The organism is Streptosporangium sp. NPDC020145 (assembly GCF_040631275.1).
Classification (GTDB): Bacteria; Actinomycetota; Actinomycetes; order Streptosporangiales; family Streptosporangiaceae; genus Streptosporangium.
The window spans coordinates 1-17420 of sequence record NZ_JBEXZT010000005.1 but is presented as its reverse complement, the minus strand read 5'-3'; the positions used below and the strand labels follow the sequence as shown (position 1 = coordinate 17420).

Below are 17420 nucleotides of genomic sequence, written 5' to 3'. Positions count from 1 at the left end.
GATCTGTAAATCACCGCGGCCAGCCCGGATCGCTATGGAGACGATGCGATGATCAATAACCTCTCAGAGCTACACGAAGCCTTTGTTGAGTGGATCTACGACCACTCGGACAGGGCACCTCTTGGCGATGTGGACTTCCAAGAGTTCAGCGATGAACACGGTCTCGACGTGAAGGAATCCTTCACACTGCTCCGTCAGTGCAAGGAGCGAGGATTGGTGGATAATCGCCATAGCACGATGGGTACGCCCATCGCAAACCTCACCGGTTACGGTCGTGAGTGGGTAAAGCAGCGGAAGGAGCGCCGTAGCGACCGAGTACTCCGCATAGCTGCTGCGCGCAACGGGCTGCTCCGCTGGCTCTGGGAGCGCAAGCAGGACGGAGCATATATGCCCATCGTCGACGATGTGCTGAAGAGCCCCGAGTCCATGTTCGAGGGCGAGCGACTGACGCTTCCCGAGATTGATCGGGCCGCGGCGTCGCTCAGGGCAAAGGGCCTGATCTCGGGTGTCATGGTCAACGAACGCTTTGGCCCTGTCCGGGCCGAGACGACCGATAGCGGTGATCGTTGTGTCGAGCAGTGTGAGGGCAATGTGAGCGAGTACGAGCAGCGGCACTTGGCTGGCCACACGACCTACAACATCGGCGGCGACAACAAAGGGATCATTGCTCCGCATGGTCAAAACATCCAGATGAACGCGACGTTCGTTGAAGCGAGCAAGGCTGCCGAGATCGTCAAGTATGTCGAGCAATACCGGCAGGCGGCTCCGGTCCTAAATCTTTCGCCTGAAGCCAGCACCGAACTCGCTCAACTCACTGACGAGCTGGAGCAAGAGGCCAATGGTCCCGCTCCTGACGCCGGGCGTCTGCGCGGCAGACTTCAGCGCGTGGGTGACATCCTGAATTCACAGGTGGTTGGCGGCGCCCTCGGCAACATGCTGGCTACCGGCGCCTTGGAGTTGATCGCGCTTCTGACTTAATCCGACATCTCATTGGTTGCCTGAGCCACGCTCAGGCAACCAAATCAGCCAAAGGACGCATTCAAGATGTGGTGTTAAAGTGTGAGCAGCGACGCTGCATATATCCATTCGCTTTTAGACGGAGCGATCCCCATGCTCACCTTCTTCGTCCCAGGGTCGGTGGTGCCGTACAGTTGTCGCTATGTGCCTGTGTTGGCCGGCGTTGTTGTCACCGCTGTCATCAGATCTACACATGACACTCAATGATCTCGATGGCCTGAAGCACGTCCATAACAACATAGTCCGCGTTGTATTTCTCATCGGGCGACGACGCTCCGCGGTCGACCCAGACCGTACGGAAGCCGGCGGCTTGTCCCCCGGCGATGTCCTTGACGGGGTGATCACCGGCCATCCATTCCCCTCCGGCAAGAGCCACGCCACACCGCATAGCGGCGATCTCGAACAGTCTCATGTCAGGCTTGCGGACGCCTTCGAGTCCAGAGAGCGCATAGGCGTCGACGACTTCAGCTAGTCCCGTCTGATGGATCTTGCCAAGTTGGTTGTCTGCCGTACCGTTGGTGACGATGGCCACCTTCCAGCCGGATGTGCGGAGTCGGGACAGTCCGTTCATCACCTCGGGCCGACAGCGAACGAGGTACGGCATGCGCTTACGCTAGCGCCCCACAACTCCCCAACGGGCTCGGGGAGGGCGAAGTGCTCGCGTACTTTGCTGAAGAAGACCTCACGATGGGGGTGACCCATCTGATCTAAAGCCAGCAACCAATCAGCCGCCTCGTCTCCAAGACCGCAGTCGTCAGCGAACTCTTCGACCCATACCCCAAAGTCTCGTCCAGGTTGACGAGTGTGTTGTCCAGATCGAAAAGTGCAAGCTGTTGCATGGTATGACCCTATAGTCCCAGGCGCCCAGCCTGTCAATACATGATCCCATAACCTAGGGTTAATGAACCCTTCCTAGTGGAAGATGGCGACTATCAGTAAGTTGCGGATGTGGCGCGAGGCAGACAGAGTTTCATAGAAAAATATTGGGGCTACGGCATACTTGGGGTCCTTGTCTGGGGTTGGTGGGTATCGACAGACAAGGGAAAGATTGCCCCGCTTCTGATCGCGGGGTCTGTACTAGCAATTATCTATTTCCTCTTCCGGGTTCCTCGGACATGTGGAGCTGAAGGGCGCCAGGGTCCATGTAGGAACAATGCTCGCGGGCTTCTGTTTGGCTGTAATCAAATCCGGCAGCACAAGAGACAGAACCTCGCTCGCAAACTGGGCCGGGAACGATGGCGCAGGATCAATCGAGGACTTTGGGCCACCCCCAAGGACACCGTGGCAACTTTGTCATGCCTTGGTGCGACCATCTCTGCCCTAGCTGCAACGATGGCTGTCATCTTGGATCGTGGGTAAATTAACCCTCAAGAATTGTCCTGCACACGAGGAAAATACTCACCAACCTGACCTTATCTGACGTATTCATACGGAACGCACGGTCGGGAGCGATGCCCTATCACCGAGTCTCCATTTTCGGTCGGACCGACCCCCCTGTTTGAGCGCTGAAGACCATAACCAAATCGATTTTGCTTGCAAGCAAGAACGCCGCCGCCAATTCCATGAATACCTCAGCCATGGTCAGCCGATGGCAAGGCCCGACGAAGGAGGGCCGCGGCAGTTGATCGCCCCGGCCAGCTACGGCCTGCGTCGAAGTGAGCGATCGTCACGGCCGCCACCAAGACGACATCAGCGAAGAGCTTTCTCGTTTTATCGGGTCTACCACCTGGTGATCGAAGGCGCGCGGGCGGCGCGGGCCGCGACCGGCCGAAGAGCCGCAGCGCGGCCAGCGACCGCCCGACGCGCGGCGAGACGCCGAAGGCGGATCGCCCTTGAAGACGGACAGATAAGTTTCTTTCGATCTTGATCCAGTGCTGTCAGCCACGCTGAGCTGCGGGTACCGCTCCGTCCCAGACGCGTTCGAAGCTGTCGAGGTAGGTGGCCGCAGCGCTGCTGGGTTCGTTGCCGGTGATGTAGACAACGGGGGCGTCGGAGGCGCGGGTGCCGTAGGCGTGGAGGTTGACCAACAGGTCGTTGTCGGCGCGGTAGATGGAGTTGTACAGGATCGTCCCGTGTAGCCGTATCTCGATCCCCTCCACATCCCCCAAAGGACGGCAGAGGGTGAGAGCGTTCCTGGTCCTGGAGACCATGACATCTGCTCCGACCCCTTCGTCCGCTCCCCGGGTGGCGACGTGAGGACTGTCGGGATCACCGAGCAGGATGCGTACCCGGACTCCGGCGGTTGCCCGCCCAACCAGGATGCGGAGGAGTCCGGCGTCTTCGGCGAGGAACAGGCCGCTGTAGACGAGGATGCCGATCTCAGCCTGGGCCGCTTCGAAGAAGGTGCGCCAGATGGTGGCCGGTACGGCCCAGCGGTGTGGGTAGACGGCCTTGATCTCGGTCGGGGGTCCTGGACGTCGGCGGACGCTTTCGGGCCACAGGTCGTTCTCGTCGACGTGGAGGAGGTCTGCGACGGCCAGGCGGTGGCGAGGATGGGGAACGCGGCCGGCGAGCCAGCGGGTGACGGTTTTTGGGTCGACGGTCAGGTGGGTGGCCACGTCGAGGGGTTGCAAGCGGGCCTGGATGAGGGCGTGGCGAAGGTGTTCGTTCATCGGGTGTGGTCCCTCCCGGAGCGGGTCGGTACCAGCGACGCTAACATAAGACGTCCCTAGACGTCCCCAAAGTCGTGGTGCCTGTGTCCCATCCCGGTCAGAAGACTCACTGGCACCGAACCCGGCACCACCGGGGCCGTGAGACGACGGGAGCACCCGCATGTCCAAAGAGAAGATCATCGCCCACCAGCGGGACCTGCTGGTCATACTGCGTGGCCACCTCAACGCGCTGTACGTGCCGAACTTCCTGACCAACGACCAGAACGGCCAGCCCTGCCTGGAGATCACCGACCACAACGCCCGTACCCGCCGCGTCTACGTCCAGGTCGTCTTCTACTGGTTCTACTGGGGCGACCAGCCCGACGAACGCACCTCCACCATCCATCTGCCCATGGCCGCCGAGGACATCGCCGCAGCGGTGCGGCGCGGCTGGCGTGAGGGCGAGCAGGGCACGCTCACCATAAACCTGGGCAACATCCACGGCGCGCACGGCCGCTGACCTCGATGACCGATGACACCGACGGGTGGCTGACCGGCAGGCGGGTCTACGACCGGATCGCCGAACGGCTCCGCGCGCAGATCGCCGCCGGTCACTACCCTCCGGCCAGCGTCCTGCCCTCGGAGGCGGCCCTGGCCCAGCGCTTCCACGTGGCCCGCAGCACCGTCCGGCGCGCGCTGGCCGTACTGGAGGACGAAGGACTGATCGACACGATGCCCGGCGCGGGACGCCGGGTGAAAAGCTCGGAGCAGCAAAAAGCGCTGTACCGCTATCAGGAGATCGCCGCCGAGTTACGTGAGCGAATCAGCACCGGTGCCCTCCCGGTGGGGGCGGCGGTGCCGAGTGAGAACGAGCTGCGGGAACGGCATGGGGCCTCGCGCAACACCGTCCGCCAGGCGCTGGCCGTACTGGAGCGGGAAGGGCTCATCGTGGCCCGGCACGGCAAGGGGCGTTTCGTCCGCTCCACACCGCTTTGAGACGTCCTGAGACGTCTGATGCTGGGCCTCGGGACAGGCTTCGGGCGGAGTCTAGGGTGAACCGTATGGGACAAGCCGAATGGGCACGTGACCTGGCCCGGCACCTGCTGGAGGAACCTCTGCCGCGCCGGTGGGCGCACACCCAGGGGGTCGCCGCGCAGGCCGAATCGCTGGGGTCGATCCTCGGCGTGGAGACCGACCTGCTGACCGCGGCGGCCTGGCTGCACGACATCGGTTACGCCCCCGCCCTGGTCGACACGGGGTTCCATCCGCTGGACGGCGCCCGCTACCTGCGTGACGTCCAGCAGGCCGACGACCGGCTCGCCCGGCTGGTGGCCCATCACACCTGCGCGGAGTGTGAAGCCGCCGAACGCGGCCTGTTCGACACGTTGAATGCCGAGTTCGCCAAGGAACGCCCCGAACTGGTCGAGGCGTTGACCTACTGCGACATGACCACCAGCCCGGACGGCCTGCCGGTCGACGTCGGGACCCGCCTGGCGGAGATCCACTCCCGGTACGGCCCCGAGCACCTGGTCAGCCGGTCGATCACCAAGGCCACGCCGTGCATCGTCGCGGCCGTGCACGCCGTACAGGCCGCCTTGAGCGCGCGGGCCTGACGTTCAGGCTGGGCTGGCGTGAGCGGCCAGGATGCGCCAGCCGTGCTCGTCGGTGTGGGCCCAGGTGCGGGTGTAGCGCAGCCGTGAGGCGAACGGTTCTCCCGCGAACGTGCCTTCCAGCGTGCCGAGGAAGCAGGTGACGCCGGTGGTGCCCGCGACGACCACGGTGAGGTCCTCCTCAACGAGCTTGGTCATGACCTGTCGGCGTGAGCGGTGATTGTCCAGGTCAAGCTGCTTGGCCTGCGGATGGCACGCGCCGTCCGGCGGGCCGGTGAAGACAAGCCGATCATCGAGTAGCCGGTCGAGTTCTTCGACGTCTCCGGCGAGCATGGCCGCCTGCAGACGGCGTTCAGCCTCGTACAGCTCGTCGGTGAGGGTGCGTTCGGTCATGAGATCGCCTTCCTGGTTTGAGGGAGCGTTCAGAGGCGCGGGTGCCTCAGTTGCCGCGCGCGTATTCACCCGATGTACGGCCCGGCGCCGTCGAGGAAGTGGCCGATCCGTAGCCGCATCGACCGGTCCATGACCAGGGAGCCGATCTCCTCGCGCGGAACCCAGCCGACCTCGCGGGACTCGTCGCTCGGCGTCGGCTCGCCGCTGACGGGGCGGGCAGTCAGGACGATGGAGAACTCCTGACGGGCCTCTCCGTCGGAGGTGTAGAGGATCACGTGGCGGGGGTCGGTGTAGGTGCCGACCAGGCCGGTGATCTCACAGGTGACGCCGGTCTCCTCCAACGTCTCCCGGACGGCGGCCTGCGGCAGGGACTCCCCCAGGTCGATGGCGCCGCCGGGTACGGCCCAGTTGCCGTTGTCGGAGCGGCGGATCATCAGAATGTCGCCGGCGTCGTTGACGACGACGACGTTGACCGAGGGGACCAGGCTGTTGGGGGCGGGTGCGGCGGGGTCGTCGTAGAAGTCGATCCGGCGGGCCGTCATGGGTCAGGACTCTACCGGCCGGGCCTGGTCCCAGACGGATTCGAAGCTGTTGAGGTAGGTGGCCGCCATCGTGCCGCCGGGGACCTTGCGCAGGTGCATGACCGGGGCGTTGGAGGCGAAGGTGCCGTAGACGTGGCTGTTGACCAGCAGCTGGTCATCGGCGCGGTAGATGGAGTTGTACAGGACCGTGCGGTGAAAGCGGATCTCCACGTTCTCGTGCCGGCGCAGCGACCGGTAGAACACGAGCGCGGTCTTGATCTGGGCCGCCATGCCGTCGTTGATCCCCTCATCGATGCCGCGCTGGGCGACCTCGGGTGAGTCAGGGTCGCCGAGCAGCATCCGGATCTTCACGCCCGCGTCAGCCCGGTCGGCGAAGACGCGGACGATGCCGGTGTCCTGGGCGATGAAGATGCCGCTGTAAACCAGGATGTCGATCTCCTGGCGAGCGGAGGCGAACAGTCGTCCCCAGGCGTCCTTGGGTACGGCCCAGCGGTGCGGGTAGACGGTGACGATCTCGGTCTCGGAGACGGCCGCGGTCTGGGCGGGGGTCATGGCCTCGGGCCACAGGTAGGCCTCCTCGACCCCCAGCAGCTTGGCCACGGCGAAGCGGTGCTTTCGATAGGGCACCCGGCCTCGGGTGATCCATCGTTCCACGGTCTTGGCGTCGACCTCGATGGCCTCGGCCACCTCCACGATGGTGGTTCCCCGTTCGAGTAACGCCGTGCGCAACCGCTCGTTCGCCATCTCACCTGCCTGAAAGCCGGGGACGTCCAGGGACGGGGCAATCGTAGACCGGACGTCCTGTACATGTCCCGTCCTGTAGTGATCACGTCCTCCCTGCTCGTCGCACTCTCGGTATCGCAAGGCGTCACCGGCAGCGACGAGAGGAGAGACAACAGTGATCAACTACATCCGGTCGATCGACGAGACGCCCGGCTGCGAGTGCGGCGGGGCGCTGGAGGAGGGGCAGTTCGTTTGCCGTAAGTGCCGGGCGCGGGAGCGGTGGGTTCGCCGTCAGGTAGCCCGGCGCAGGACGAACCGGCGGCGCGGTCAGGTGCGGCGTCCGGCCAACCGCCCCTACGGCGCCGCTGAGGCGGGGGTGATCCGGACGTGAGCGCGACCATGATCCCGCTGATCATCGGCCTGGTACTGAGCGCGGCGGTGTTCGTCGGCTACGTCGTCGTCCTGGTCGGGATGCGCCAGGAGGACCGGCGCATGCGGCTCGGCGAGGCGCCTCCGAGCCGGGCGGCGGCCCTGGCCCGCCGGGTCACCGGCTGCCACGTGCGCGGGTGAGCGCGCTACCTCCCCTCGCTCAGCTCCGCCTCGACCTTCTCCAGCCGGGCCGACAGGTCGCGCAGGGTGGCGCGGATCTCGGCCAGCTCATCGGAGGCCGGCGGGGCCGGGACGGCGTCCTCACGGACGAACACGCCCTTGCCCTGCTGGCCGATCACCAGTCCCTCGTTCCTTAGGACCCCGACGGCGAGTTTCACCACGCTCAGCGAGGCGTCGTAGACGGTCGCGAGCTGGGTGGTGGAGGGCAGCGCCTCGCCGGGCGCGAGAGTGCCGCGCCGGATCTGGTCGCGCAGGTCGTCGGCGATCTGCAGGTAGCCCGGTCGCCCGGTGTTCTTGACCATCCACCCTCTTCTTCGGTCGTGGGTGCCTCTAGTTCAGCACAGACACGCGACCAGGCCAACCATGAGAACGTTGACATCCAGGCCAACTAGGTTGACTATGTTGGCTGAGACGAACAAGGAGGTCCATCCATGCGCACCATCCCGATCCCCGTCGACACCCACCGGCTCCGCTTCACCTGCGTCAAGGCCGCCCGCCCCCGCGTCATCGACCAGGACAGCGGAAAGATCAAGACCGACAAGGACGGCAACAAGGTCTACGAATCCGTACTCCTCGCCGAGGACGAGTTGGGCCGGATCGAACTGGTCAAGGTCGGAACCTCCGGAGAACCGCCCATCGCTCCCGGACAGGACGTCGTCCCCACCGGCATGGTCGGCTACGTCTGGGAGATCCCCAGCAACGGCACCGCCCGGTGGGGCATCAGCTACAAGGCCGCCTCCATCGTCCCCGCCTCCGGCAGACCAGGCAGCGGGGGCGGCGATGCCTGACCTGCCGCAGTCCCTGCTCGTCTTGGCGACCGCGCTGGCCATACTGGCGACCTGGCGGTTCTGGCCGATGGTCGGCTACCCGTTCACCGCCCTGAGCGTGCGGGCCTCCTGGCGCAAGGTCGCCCTCGGCTGCGGGCTGACCAAGAAGCGCGCCCGCTGGGCCTTCACCCTCACCCCCGGCGCCCTGGTCTCCACCGGCACCGTGAAGGTACGGCGCCGCTTCCGCCGCATCGCCGTCGACACCACGCCGTGGATACGGTTCCCGCTGCCGAACCGGCACGGCTGGCGCGTCACCGTCCACCTGCTGGAGGGGCAGATCCCCGACGACTACGCCCAGGTCGCCGAACGGCTGGCGCACTCCTGGGGTGTGCACGCCGTACGCGTGTCGTCCCCGCGCCCCGGACGGGTCGTCCTGGCCGCCGTCATCCGAGACCCCCTGACGCGGGTCGATCGGCTACCGCCGTCGGCGGAACTGCTCAAGGTCACGGTGGGCCGCCTGGAGACCGGCGCACCATGGGTGATCGACTTCCGAACCGTCCCGCACTGGCTCAGCGCCGGAGCGACGCAGTCCGGCAAGTCCAACCTCGCCAACGCCCTCATCGTCGGCCTGGCCCCGCAGCCGGTGGCGTTGGTCGGCTTCGACCTCAAGGGCGGGGTGGAGTTCACCCCCTACACGCCCCGGCTGTCGGCGTTGGCCACCACCCGCACCGAGGCCACCGGCCTGCTGGATGACCTGGTAGCGCTCATGCTGGAGCGGATGGGGCTGTGCCGGGCGGCGGGTGCCCGCAACATCTGGCAGCTTCCCTCGGCGGTACGGCCGACGCCGGTCGTGGTCCTGGTCGACGAGTTGGCCGAGCTGTACCTGATGGCCGACAGGTCCGAGAAGGACGAGGTCGCCCACACCTCTACGACCCTGCTGCGGGTGGCACGGCTTGGCCGGGCGTTCGGGATCTACCTGTTCTGCTGCGGCCAGCGCATCGGCTCCGACCTCGGTCCCGGCGTCACCGCACTGCGCGCCCAGTGTTCGGGGCGGATCTGTCACCGGGTCAACGATCCGGAGACCGCGACCATGACGCTTGGCGACCTCGACCCGGCGGCCCTGGTCTCCGCGCGGGCGATTCCGGCCGAGACGCCGGGGGTGGCGATCGTGGCCTCCCAGGACGGCCAGTGGTACCGCGCCCGGTCCTTCCACGTCTCCGAGGCCACCGCCGAACACGCGGCCTGGATGTACGCCGACCTGACCCCGTCCTGGGCGGAGATCACCGCCCCCGCTCCTGCGACCGAATTCGACCCCGCCGACCTGGACGAACTCCTCACCGCCTGACCTGCCGTAAGGAAGGGGGACACGATGCGACGCCTCATCCGTTGGCTGCTGGATGCCGGGCCGATCCTGACCCTGGCCGCCATCGCGGGTGCCGGATCGTTCACCCACATCCGCGACACCGCCGCCGAACACGGCCAGACCGGGTGGATGTCCTGGGCGGTGGCGGTGTGCGTCGACCTGACCTGTGTCATGGCCGCCCGGGAACGCCAGCGCGACAGGCACACCAGACGGACACGCAACGGCCGGATCTCCTGGCCCACCCTCGTGCTCGTCGCCGGGATCGTCCTGTCGCTGGCCGCCAACCTCAACCAGGCCGACCCGTCCCCGTGGGGATGGATCACCGCCGCCATACCCGCCGGGGCGTTCCTCGTCGCCGTCTCCATGCTCGAACGGCGAGCAACCGGCCCCCGACCTGAATCATCCCCGGCCTCATCCTTCGTGCCGGAGATCGCCCCCGAACCCGTCCCGGTTTCCGCGCCCGTCCCGGCCATCGACGCCGAGCAGGACGGGCCGTCCTCAGAGCTCCTCGACTACGCCCGGCGCGTGGCCGAGGAATACCAGACCGCGCACAGCAGGCCGATCAGCCGCGACACGCTGCGCGCCCGTCTGGGTGTGTCCCATCAACTGGCCTCCGACCTGCTGCGCACCCTGCGCATCTCGCCGGACGCCCTGTGAAGAGGAGAACCGACCCATGTCCACCGACACCCAGCGCCGTACCGCCTTCATCGGCGGCCTGCGCGACCTGGCCTTCTTTCTGGAGGCCAACCCCGCCGTCCCCGTCCCGACGGACTCGACGATCGTCACCTACTACCCCGAGCAGGGCACCGACGACGACCTGTGCGCCGAGATCGACCGGATCGCCGCCCTGTGCGGCACCTCCGTGGACCCGCGACTGCTGCCGCTGGGCCTCTACACGATCTCGCGCTGCTTCGGCCCTGTCCACGTCGAGTGGACCGCCATCCTCAGCATCGCCAAGCCACCACATGAGTCCTGAGCCACCCGACGAGCCGGTGACACCGGCTGAGATCCCGTCCCAGTGGTGGCGGTGCTGCACCTGCGGCGGCACCGGAAGCGACAGCTACGGCACCACCTGCGAACACTGCGACGGCCTCGGCTTCTGCTGAGCCGTCGGCGCCCCCGGCCTGGCCGTACATCCGCCAAGACGCCCGCCAGGTCGGGGGCCATCCCCCCTCACCCGAACGAGTGAAAGGAGGAGACCATCTTGCCCACAATCCACCCTGATCCGCACGCAATCGCAGGCATGATCACCCGCCTCAACGACCGCAACTACCCCCGCTGGGCCTCCCAAATCCGCGCCACCGGCGGGTGCCGCCAGCCCATCCACCTACGAGGCCGCGTTCTGCACGTCGACCGCTCCACCGGCCGGCTCCTGCACTCCTACACCACCGCCACCGAACCCGACGGCGTACTCCGGCTGCCGTGCAAGACCCGGCGAGCCTCCCGCTGCCCAGCCTGCGCCGAGGTCTACCGAGCCGACACCTACCACCTCATCCGCGCCGGACTCATCGGCGGCAAGGGCGTCCCGCCCTCGGTGACCGCTCACCCGTGCCTGTTCGTCACCCTCACCGCCCCCTCCTTCGGCGCCGTGCACACCCGCCGCGAGAAGAACGGCAGACCGCTGCCCTGCCGTCCTCGCCGGGACGCCGAGACGTGCCCGCACGGCCGGGTGATGTCCTGCACCGCCCGCCACGGGGCCGAGGAGCCCTGCCTGGGCGAACCGCTGTGCCCGGACTGCTACGACTACACCGGCAGCGTGCTGTTCAACGCCCTCGCTCCCCAGCTGTGGAAGTACTTCACCGACGCCCTACGCCGCCGCGTCGCCAAAACCGCAGGCCTGACCCTGCGGGAACTACGCGCCCAGTGCACGATCTCCTTCGCCAAGGTCGCCGAATACCAAAAGCGTGGGGTGGTGCACTTCCACGCCGTCATCCGCCTCGACGGCCCCGACGGGCCGGACTCTCTCCCTCCGGTCTGGGCCACGGCCGAGATGCTGGCCGAGGCCGTACGGCACGCCGCCCACGCGGTCACCGTGACCACCCCCGCCATCAGCGACGAACCCGCCCGGGTCCTGCGGTGGGGGCGGCAGCTCGACGTCCGCGAGATCACCCTGGTCGGGGAGCTGTCGGACCAGGCGGTGGCCGGCTACATCGCCAAGTACGCCACCAAAGCCGCCGAATGCGTCGGCACCCTCGACCGGCGCATCAACCCCCTCGACGACCTGACCGCCCTCAACCTGCGCGACCATCCCCGCCGCCTCATCGCCGAATGCATGCGCCTGGGCGACCTCGACGAATACGCCGACCTGCGACTGACCCAGTGGGCCCACATGCTGGGATTCCGCGGCCACTTCTCCACCCGATCCCGCCACTACTCCACCACCATGGGCGCCATCCGCGACGAACGCCGCGACCACGCCCGCACCGACGAAATCACCTTCGACGAGGACACCACCCTCGTGATCACCCACTGGGAGTACGCGGGCAAGGGCCTGTCCGCCGGTGACGCGCTCCTTCTCGCCGCGTTGACCGGTGCGCCCCTGGATGACCCCGGAGGGCGCCCATGAAGACGCTCGAACGCCTCTGGACGGTGGACGAGGTCGCCGCCTATCTCGGAGTACCGGCCGGGACCCTCTATCAGTGGAGGTGCAGGAGGATCGGGCCGCCCGCCCATCGGGTCGGCAAGCATCTGCGCTACCTCCCCGAGGACGTGCGTGCCTGGGTGCGGGAGCAGGCATGACCGTCTACGACCGGTGGCACAAGTCCCACCCCGATCCCGGAGAGGCGAAGTGCTCTGAGCACAAGCGCGTGCCGACCGCCAAGCACGGCCAGGGGACGCGCTGGCAGGTCCGGTACCGGAACGAGAAGGGGCAGCAGCTCAAGCGCAACTTCGAGCGGAAGGCCGACGCCGACCGCTTCGACGTGACACGCCGGGCCGACGAACCGCGTGGCGAGTGGATCGACCCCAAGCTCGGGCAGACCAGGTTCCAGGTGTACGCGCAGACCTGGATGGCGTCGCGGCTGCACAAGCCCGGGACCGCGACGACCTACGAAGGGCACCTGAAGAACCACATCAACCCGGTCTTCGGTCTGGTGCCTCTGGTCTCCGTACGGCCCACCGCCGTGCAGAGGTGGGTCAAGGAGCTGCACGGGAAGGGGTTGTCTCCGCGTACGGTCGAGACCATCTACGTGATCTTCTCCAGCGTCATGCGCGGGGCCGTACGGGACGGCATGATCCGTCGCTCCCCCTGCGTCGACATCCGCCTTCCGGAGCCGGACAAGACCACGATCCGGCTCCTCTCCCCCACCGAGGTGATCGCGCTCTACCGGGCCATGCGGCCCGAGTACGCGCCGCTGGTACTCCTGGGCGCCACGGCCGGTCTCCGGCAGGGGGAGGCGCTCGGGCTGGCCGTCGACCGGGTCGACTTCGCCGAGGGCATGCTGACGGTGGACCAGCAGGTCGTGGTGATCGACCGGCGACCGACGCTGGGCCCGCCCAAGACGCGGGCGTCCATCCGTGACGTCCCCATCCCGGCCGTCCTCGCCGATGCGCTGGCGGAGCACATCGACCGGCACAAGCCCGAGAACGCGCTGTTCCGGACGACGCGCGGCAACCTGATCCGGCGCGACTACTTCAACGCCGACATCCTCAAGCCCGCGATCCTCGCGGCCGGGGTGCCGGCGGACATGACGTTCCACGATCTGCGGCACACCTTCGCCAGTACGGCGCTCGCCGAGGGGGTGCCGATCTCCGAGGTGTCCCGGTGGCTGGGGCACGAGTCCATCACCACGACCGTGGACCTGTATGGGCATCTGGTCCCGGAGGCGTCCGAACGGGCGCGGATGGCGCTGGGCAACGCCTTCGCCGCCGCACTCGGATCCAAGTGAATGTGCCCCCGATGTGCCCTCTCAGGGCCTCATCCTCCGTAACTGGAGGCTCCGCCGCAGGTCAGAGGCAGAGAAGGCGGACGAGTCGGCCTGTAGGCCGGGTTTTGTCCTTCACTGGGTGAAGGGGCGACCATCCATCTAGGACCGGCGTTGCCGTCGGCCTCAAGCGGTCTACCCGCGCGGCTCGGGCGGGCAGCCCTCAGACGTCGCGCGCGGAACGCTCCGGAGAGCGTCCCTTCTTGACCTTGCTCCGGGTGGGGTTTACCTAGCCGCCCACGTCACCGTGGGCGCTGGTGGTCTCTTACACCACCGTTTCACCCTTACCCCCGCGAAGGGGGCGGTTTGTTTTCTGTGGCACTGTCCCGCGGGTCACCCCGGGTCGGCGTTACCGACCACCCTGCCCTGTGGAGCCCGGACCTTCCTCGGCGGGTCCTCACAGACCCGACGCGGCCGCCCGGCCGGCTCGTCCGCCGTACTTCAAAGCCTATCGGTGTCCCGGAGCCCATCGTTCCCAAGTGGTCTCCAACCGGGCGACAAGTGGGAGCGGGTGAGATGTGACCAGGCAACCGGGCGACCGGAGGCCGCCGACGGGGCCGCCCGGCCGTACCGCCCGGGGAGGGGCGTGGTCAGCGCAGGTGCGAGGTGTCGTTGAACGCCTTCACCACGGCGGGCCCGTCGGCGTAGTACTCGATCAGGGACAGTGCGGCCAGGTCGAGGTGCATGCGGTACAGCGCGGCGAGGGGAGCGAGCAGCGCGGACCGTACCAGCATCTTGATCGGCGTGACGTGGGAGACGGCCAGGACCGTCCTTCCCTCGTAGCGTTCGACCAGCCGGTCCCCGATCACCTGGACCCGCCGCGCCGCATCCCCAAAACTCTCCCCACCCGGCGGCGCGGCGGACGGGTCCGCCAGCCATGTGGCCAGTTCGTCCGGCCAGTGCCGCTGGATCTCGGTGAACGTGTGGCCCTCCCAGGCGCCGAAGTCGGTCTCCCTGAGGTCGGGTTCGACGACGACGTCGAGGCCGAGCCTGGCGGCCACGGCCTCGGCGGTGACGAGGGCTCGCCTGAGCGGGGAGCTGACGACCACCTGCACGTCGTACGGCTCCCGCGTCAGCCTGGCCGCGGCGGCCTCCGCCTGGGCGAGGCCGTTCGGGGTGAGCTCGGGGTCGCCGAGTCCGGAGAACCTGCGTTCGACGGACATGGGGGTCTCACCGTGCCTGAGCAGCAGCAGCGTGGTCGCCGTGGTGGTAGGCGGACGCCAGCCGGTGCCCGCGGTCGCGGGGGTGGTCGGTACGGCCACCGCCTCCACGACCGGGGCCGGGGCAGGGTCGGCGGTGTCGAAGAGGGAGCCCTGTGCCGAGGAGGAGGCGGCGGCCGAGACGGACGAGCGCCAGGGGACCCCCTTGGCGGCGGCGTCCATGGCCTCGTTGGCGAGGCGGTCGGCGTCCTTGTTCCTCTCCCGGGGAATCCACCGCCAGGTGACCCTGAGGCGGCGGGCCAGGGAGGCGGCCTCCGTCGCGAGGGGACGCAGCCCCTCGTTCTTGATCTTCCAGCGGCCCGCCATCTGCTCGATGACCAGCTTGGAGTCCATCCGCACCTCGACGGAGGCGCCGTCGCCCGCGAGGTCGAGCAGCGCCTTCAGCCCCGCGATCAGCCCGCGGTACTCGGCGACGTTGTTGGTCTGGGTGCCGATGGGGTCGGCGACCTCGACCAGGATCTGACCGTCGGCGGCGTCCTTGACGACGGCGCCGTAGCCCGCCGGTCCCGGGTTACCCCGCGACCCGCCGTCCGCCTCGACGACGAAAGAGGTCACAGGCCCGACTCCGGGGTACGGACGAGGATCCTGCGGCACTCCTCACAGCGGACGACCTCGTCGTGGGAGGTGGCCTTGATCCGGTTGATCTCGGCGATGGACAGGCTGGTGCGGCAGCCGAGGCAGCGGGTGCCCTGCAGCATCGCGGCGCCGATCCCGAACTGCTCGCGGAGCTTGTCGTAGAGGGCGAGCAGGTCGGCCGGGATGTCGGAGGCGACCGCGGTGCGCTTGCCCCTGACCTCCGCGGCCTCCTTGTCGATCTCGGCGAAGGCCGCGTCCCTGCGGTCCTGGGCGCCGTCGCGTGCGGCGGCGAGCTCGTCGCGCTCGGCGGAGAGCTTCGTGACCTGGGCGTCGGCCGCCTCGCGGCGCTCCATGATCTCCAGGACGACCTCCTCGAGGTCGCTCTGGCGGCGGTGCAGGGAGGCGATCTCGGACTGGAGGCTGGCCAGGTCCTTCGGCGAGGAGACCTGGCCCGAGTCGAGGCGCTTCTGGTCGCGTTCCGCGCGGACCCGGACGGCGTCGACGTCGGTCTCGGCCTTCGACTGCTCACGGGCCAGGTCGCCCGCCTCGGTCTCGGCGGCGATCACCTGGGTGGCGAGCCTGGCCACCCGGGTGGACAGCTCGTCGATCTCGGCCAGTTCCGGCAGGGTACGGCGGCGATGGGCCAGCCGGTCGACGACGGAGTCGAGTTCGGCCAGGTCGAGCAGGCGCTTCTGGGCTGCCGGGGCTGCTTTCACTTCAATTCCTCGCACTCTGCTGTTGTCTTCCAGGCGTCCGTGACCGTCTCGGAGACGCGCGTCTCAACAGTAATCCCCCGCGCGGCCAAGGCTGACGTCAGACGGTGCGCCGCGTCGGTCAGCCAGGGCCACTCGGTGGCCCAGTGGGCGGCGTCGATCAGGGCGGGTCCTCCGGGTTCCTCGACGAACTCGCTGGCCGGGTGGTGGCGCAGGTCCGCGGTGAGGAACACGTCGACTCCGGCGGCGCGGGCCGTACCGAGCAGGGAGTCGCCCGATCCTCCGCTGACCGCGACACGGCTGATCTCCCGGTCGAGGTCTCCCGCGACCCGCAGCCCGCCCGCCGTACCGGGGAGACCTTCGGCGGCCCTCCTGGCGAACTCCCGCAGGGAGAGGGGGGCGGGCAGCGTGCCGACGCGGCCGAGGCCGCGCCTTGGGTCGCCCGCCGAGGGCAGCAGGGGGGTGAGCGGCCCGGTCAGCCCGACGGCGCGGGCCAGGGCGTCGGAGACGCCGGGATCGGCCACGTCGGCGTTGGTGTGGGCGGTGAAGAGGGCGACGTCGTTCTTGATCAGCGTGTGGACCAGACGGCCCTTGTAGGTCGTGGCGGCGACGCCGGTGACCCCTCTCAGGTAGAGGGGGTGGTGGGTGACGATCAGGTCCGCGCCCCACTCGACGGCCTCCGCGGCGACGGCCGCCGTCGGGTCGACCGCGAACAGGATTCTGCGCACCTCCGCGGCCGGGTCCCCGCAGACGAGTCCGACGGCGTCCCACGACTCCGCCCAGGCTGGGTCATAGATCGATTCGAGCTCTCCGACCGTGTCGGCAAGGGTAGGCACGTGCGCAGACTACCGGCCCGCCCGCCACCGGTGATCCACACCGGCCTCCGCGTACGGCTCTCGCGGGACAGCGGACCGGTGCCGCCGATAGCGTCGGGCGGACAAGATCCCTGTGAGGCCCCGCGAGGAAGGACCCCGCCCTTGTCCGCCGATCTCCACCGTGACTCCGTGGTCGCCGACACCCACAACGACCTGCTGATGGCGGTCACCGCGCGGCCGCCCCACCGATGGGCCTCCTTCTTCCGCGACCGATGGCTGCCCCAACTCCACGAAGGCGGCGTGAACATCCAGGTCCTGCCCGTCTTCATCGACGACCGCCACCGCCCCGAAGGCGCCCTGCGCGAAACCCTCCGCATGATCGAATGCGCCCACACTCTCGCCGAGGGCAACCCCGACCACGTCCGCCTCTGCCTCACCGGACAACAGATCGACCACACCCTCGCCGAAAACAAGATCGCCCTCGTCCTCGCCCTCGAAAGCGCCCCCGGCCTCGACACCAACACCGAACTCCTGCCCACCCTGCACCGCCTCGGCGTC

General features: G+C 67.9%; 24 protein-coding genes and 1 other RNA gene. 15 read left to right on the top strand and 10 right to left on the bottom strand.

Annotated features, from left to right (window positions below; translation table 11 throughout):
- Positions 1-48: 48 nt before the first annotated feature.
- Positions 49-978, top strand: a complete 930-nt coding sequence (locus ABZ463_RS11065) for a hypothetical protein (RefSeq protein ID WP_362775390.1) — start codon at positions 49-51, stop codon at positions 976-978.
- A 226-nt stretch (positions 979-1204) separates the two neighbouring features.
- On the opposite strand, the gene ABZ463_RS11060 is transcribed toward ABZ463_RS11065, so the two are convergent.
- Together ABZ463_RS11060 and ABZ463_RS11055 are read right to left on the bottom strand one after the other, a co-directional pair.
- Positions 1205-1621 (bottom strand): HAD family hydrolase, encoded by a 417-nt coding sequence (locus ABZ463_RS11060; protein WP_362775388.1) that lies wholly within the window; start codon positions 1619-1621, stop codon positions 1205-1207.
- Positions 1622-2894: 1273 nt separating this feature from the next.
- A complete protein-coding gene (locus ABZ463_RS11055) occupies positions 2895-3629 on the bottom strand; it encodes an XRE family transcriptional regulator (RefSeq protein ID WP_362775386.1) in 735 nt (244 codons plus the stop codon).
- Between the two features lie 160 nt (positions 3630-3789).
- Here ABZ463_RS11055 and ABZ463_RS11050 point away from each other — a divergent pair, with 160 nt between their 5' ends.
- The 3 genes from ABZ463_RS11050 to ABZ463_RS11040 all read left to right on the top strand — a co-directional run bounded on the left by ABZ463_RS11050 (position 3790) and on the right by ABZ463_RS11040 (position 5221).
- Entirely contained in the window at positions 3790-4128 is a 339-nt protein-coding gene (locus ABZ463_RS11050) for a hypothetical protein (protein ID WP_362775385.1), read from the top strand.
- A 5-nt stretch (positions 4129-4133) separates the two neighbouring features.
- Positions 4134-4604, top strand: coding sequence for a GntR family transcriptional regulator (locus ABZ463_RS11045; protein ID WP_362775384.1), 471 nt, complete (start codon positions 4134-4136; stop codon positions 4602-4604).
- Positions 4605-4669: 65 nt separating this feature from the next.
- The gene (locus tag ABZ463_RS11040; protein WP_362775382.1) at positions 4670-5221 is read left to right on the top strand and encodes an HD domain-containing protein; all 552 of its coding nucleotides are present in this window, start codon (positions 4670-4672) and stop codon (positions 5219-5221) included.
- Between the two features lie 3 nt (positions 5222-5224).
- Here the strand turns inward: ABZ463_RS11040 and ABZ463_RS11035 are convergent, their stop codons facing one another.
- From ABZ463_RS11035 to ABZ463_RS11025, 3 genes are all read right to left on the bottom strand, one after another.
- The gene (locus tag ABZ463_RS11035; RefSeq protein WP_362775380.1) at positions 5225-5611 is read right to left on the bottom strand and encodes a nuclear transport factor 2 family protein; all 387 of its coding nucleotides are present in this window, start codon (positions 5609-5611) and stop codon (positions 5225-5227) included.
- 65 nt (positions 5612-5676) lie between these two features.
- Positions 5677-6153 (bottom strand): NUDIX domain-containing protein, encoded by a 477-nt coding sequence (locus ABZ463_RS11030; protein WP_362775378.1) that lies wholly within the window; start codon positions 6151-6153, stop codon positions 5677-5679.
- Between the two features lie 3 nt (positions 6154-6156).
- Positions 6157-6897, bottom strand: coding sequence for an XRE family transcriptional regulator (locus tag ABZ463_RS11025; protein WP_362775376.1), 741 nt, complete (start codon positions 6895-6897; stop codon positions 6157-6159).
- Positions 6898-7051: 154 nt separating this feature from the next.
- Between ABZ463_RS11025 and ABZ463_RS11020 the strand changes: the two genes are divergently transcribed.
- On the top strand, positions 7052-7267 hold the full coding sequence (locus ABZ463_RS11020) for a hypothetical protein (protein WP_362775374.1): 216 nt from the start codon (positions 7052-7054) through the stop codon (positions 7265-7267).
- Positions 7264-7446 (top strand): hypothetical protein, encoded by a 183-nt coding sequence (locus tag ABZ463_RS11015; RefSeq protein WP_362775373.1) that lies wholly within the window; start codon positions 7264-7266, stop codon positions 7444-7446. Before ABZ463_RS11020 ends, ABZ463_RS11015 begins: the two co-directional genes overlap by 4 nt.
- A gap of 5 nt (positions 7447-7451) precedes the next feature.
- On the opposite strand, the gene ABZ463_RS11010 is transcribed toward ABZ463_RS11015, so the two are convergent.
- On the bottom strand, positions 7452-7787 hold the full coding sequence (locus tag ABZ463_RS11010) for a winged helix-turn-helix domain-containing protein (protein ID WP_362775372.1): 336 nt from the start codon (positions 7785-7787) through the stop codon (positions 7452-7454).
- A 129-nt stretch (positions 7788-7916) separates the two neighbouring features.
- Here ABZ463_RS11010 and ABZ463_RS11005 point away from each other — a divergent pair, with 129 nt between their 5' ends.
- The 8 genes from ABZ463_RS11005 (at position 7917) to ABZ463_RS10970 (ending at position 13502) form a co-directional block, all read left to right on the top strand.
- A complete protein-coding gene (locus tag ABZ463_RS11005) occupies positions 7917-8273 on the top strand; it encodes a hypothetical protein (protein ID WP_362775370.1) in 357 nt (118 codons plus the stop codon).
- Entirely contained in the window at positions 8266-9597 is a 1332-nt protein-coding gene (locus ABZ463_RS11000) for an FtsK/SpoIIIE domain-containing protein (RefSeq protein WP_362775368.1), read from the top strand. Before ABZ463_RS11005 ends, ABZ463_RS11000 begins: the two co-directional genes overlap by 8 nt.
- A 24-nt stretch (positions 9598-9621) precedes the next feature.
- On the top strand, positions 9622-10272 hold the full coding sequence (locus ABZ463_RS10995; RefSeq protein WP_362775366.1) for a DUF2637 domain-containing protein: 651 nt from the start codon (positions 9622-9624) through the stop codon (positions 10270-10272).
- 16 nt (positions 10273-10288) lie between these two features.
- The gene (locus tag ABZ463_RS10990; protein ID WP_352012759.1) at positions 10289-10591 is read left to right on the top strand and encodes a hypothetical protein; all 303 of its coding nucleotides are present in this window, start codon (positions 10289-10291) and stop codon (positions 10589-10591) included.
- The gene (locus ABZ463_RS10985; protein ID WP_362775364.1) at positions 10581-10721 is read left to right on the top strand and encodes a hypothetical protein; all 141 of its coding nucleotides are present in this window, start codon (positions 10581-10583) and stop codon (positions 10719-10721) included. Before ABZ463_RS10990 ends, ABZ463_RS10985 begins: the two co-directional genes overlap by 11 nt.
- A 137-nt stretch (positions 10722-10858) precedes the next feature.
- Positions 10859-12181 carry a replication initiator gene (locus ABZ463_RS10980; RefSeq protein WP_362775362.1) on the top strand — a complete coding sequence of 441 codons (1323 nt, stop codon included), beginning with the start codon at positions 10859-10861 and terminating at the stop codon, positions 12179-12181.
- Positions 12178-12354 carry a helix-turn-helix domain-containing protein gene (locus ABZ463_RS10975; RefSeq protein ID WP_362775360.1) on the top strand — a complete coding sequence of 59 codons (177 nt, stop codon included), beginning with the start codon at positions 12178-12180 and terminating at the stop codon, positions 12352-12354. The genes ABZ463_RS10980 and ABZ463_RS10975 overlap by 4 nt, the downstream gene beginning before the upstream one ends.
- Positions 12351-13502, top strand: a complete 1152-nt coding sequence (locus tag ABZ463_RS10970; protein ID WP_362775358.1) for a site-specific integrase — start codon at positions 12351-12353, stop codon at positions 13500-13502. The genes ABZ463_RS10975 and ABZ463_RS10970 overlap by 4 nt, the downstream gene beginning before the upstream one ends.
- 77 nt (positions 13503-13579) lie before the next feature.
- Here the strand turns inward: ABZ463_RS10970 and rnpB are convergent.
- The 4 genes from rnpB to ABZ463_RS10950 all read right to left on the bottom strand — a co-directional run bounded on the left by rnpB (position 13580) and on the right by ABZ463_RS10950 (position 16883).
- An RNA gene (gene rnpB / locus ABZ463_RS10965) (RNase P RNA component class A) lies at positions 13580-13968 on the bottom strand.
- Positions 13969-14128: 160 nt separating this feature from the next.
- On the bottom strand, positions 14129-15313 hold the full coding sequence (locus tag ABZ463_RS10960; RefSeq protein WP_352016205.1) for a bifunctional RNase H/acid phosphatase: 1185 nt from the start codon (positions 15311-15313) through the stop codon (positions 14129-14131).
- The gene (locus ABZ463_RS10955; RefSeq protein WP_352016206.1) at positions 15310-16050 is read right to left on the bottom strand and encodes a C4-type zinc ribbon domain-containing protein; all 741 of its coding nucleotides are present in this window, start codon (positions 16048-16050) and stop codon (positions 15310-15312) included. Before ABZ463_RS10955 ends, ABZ463_RS10960 begins: the two co-directional genes overlap by 4 nt.
- Positions 16047-16883, bottom strand: coding sequence for a Nif3-like dinuclear metal center hexameric protein (locus tag ABZ463_RS10950; protein WP_352016207.1), 837 nt, complete (start codon positions 16881-16883; stop codon positions 16047-16049). Before ABZ463_RS10950 ends, ABZ463_RS10955 begins: the two co-directional genes overlap by 4 nt.
- Before the next feature lie 141 nt (positions 16884-17024).
- On the opposite strand from ABZ463_RS10950, the gene ABZ463_RS10945 reads away from it, so the two are divergent.
- Positions 17025-17420 (top strand): membrane dipeptidase (locus tag ABZ463_RS10945; RefSeq protein ID WP_362775355.1); only part of this gene is annotated, 396 nt, incomplete at its 3' end.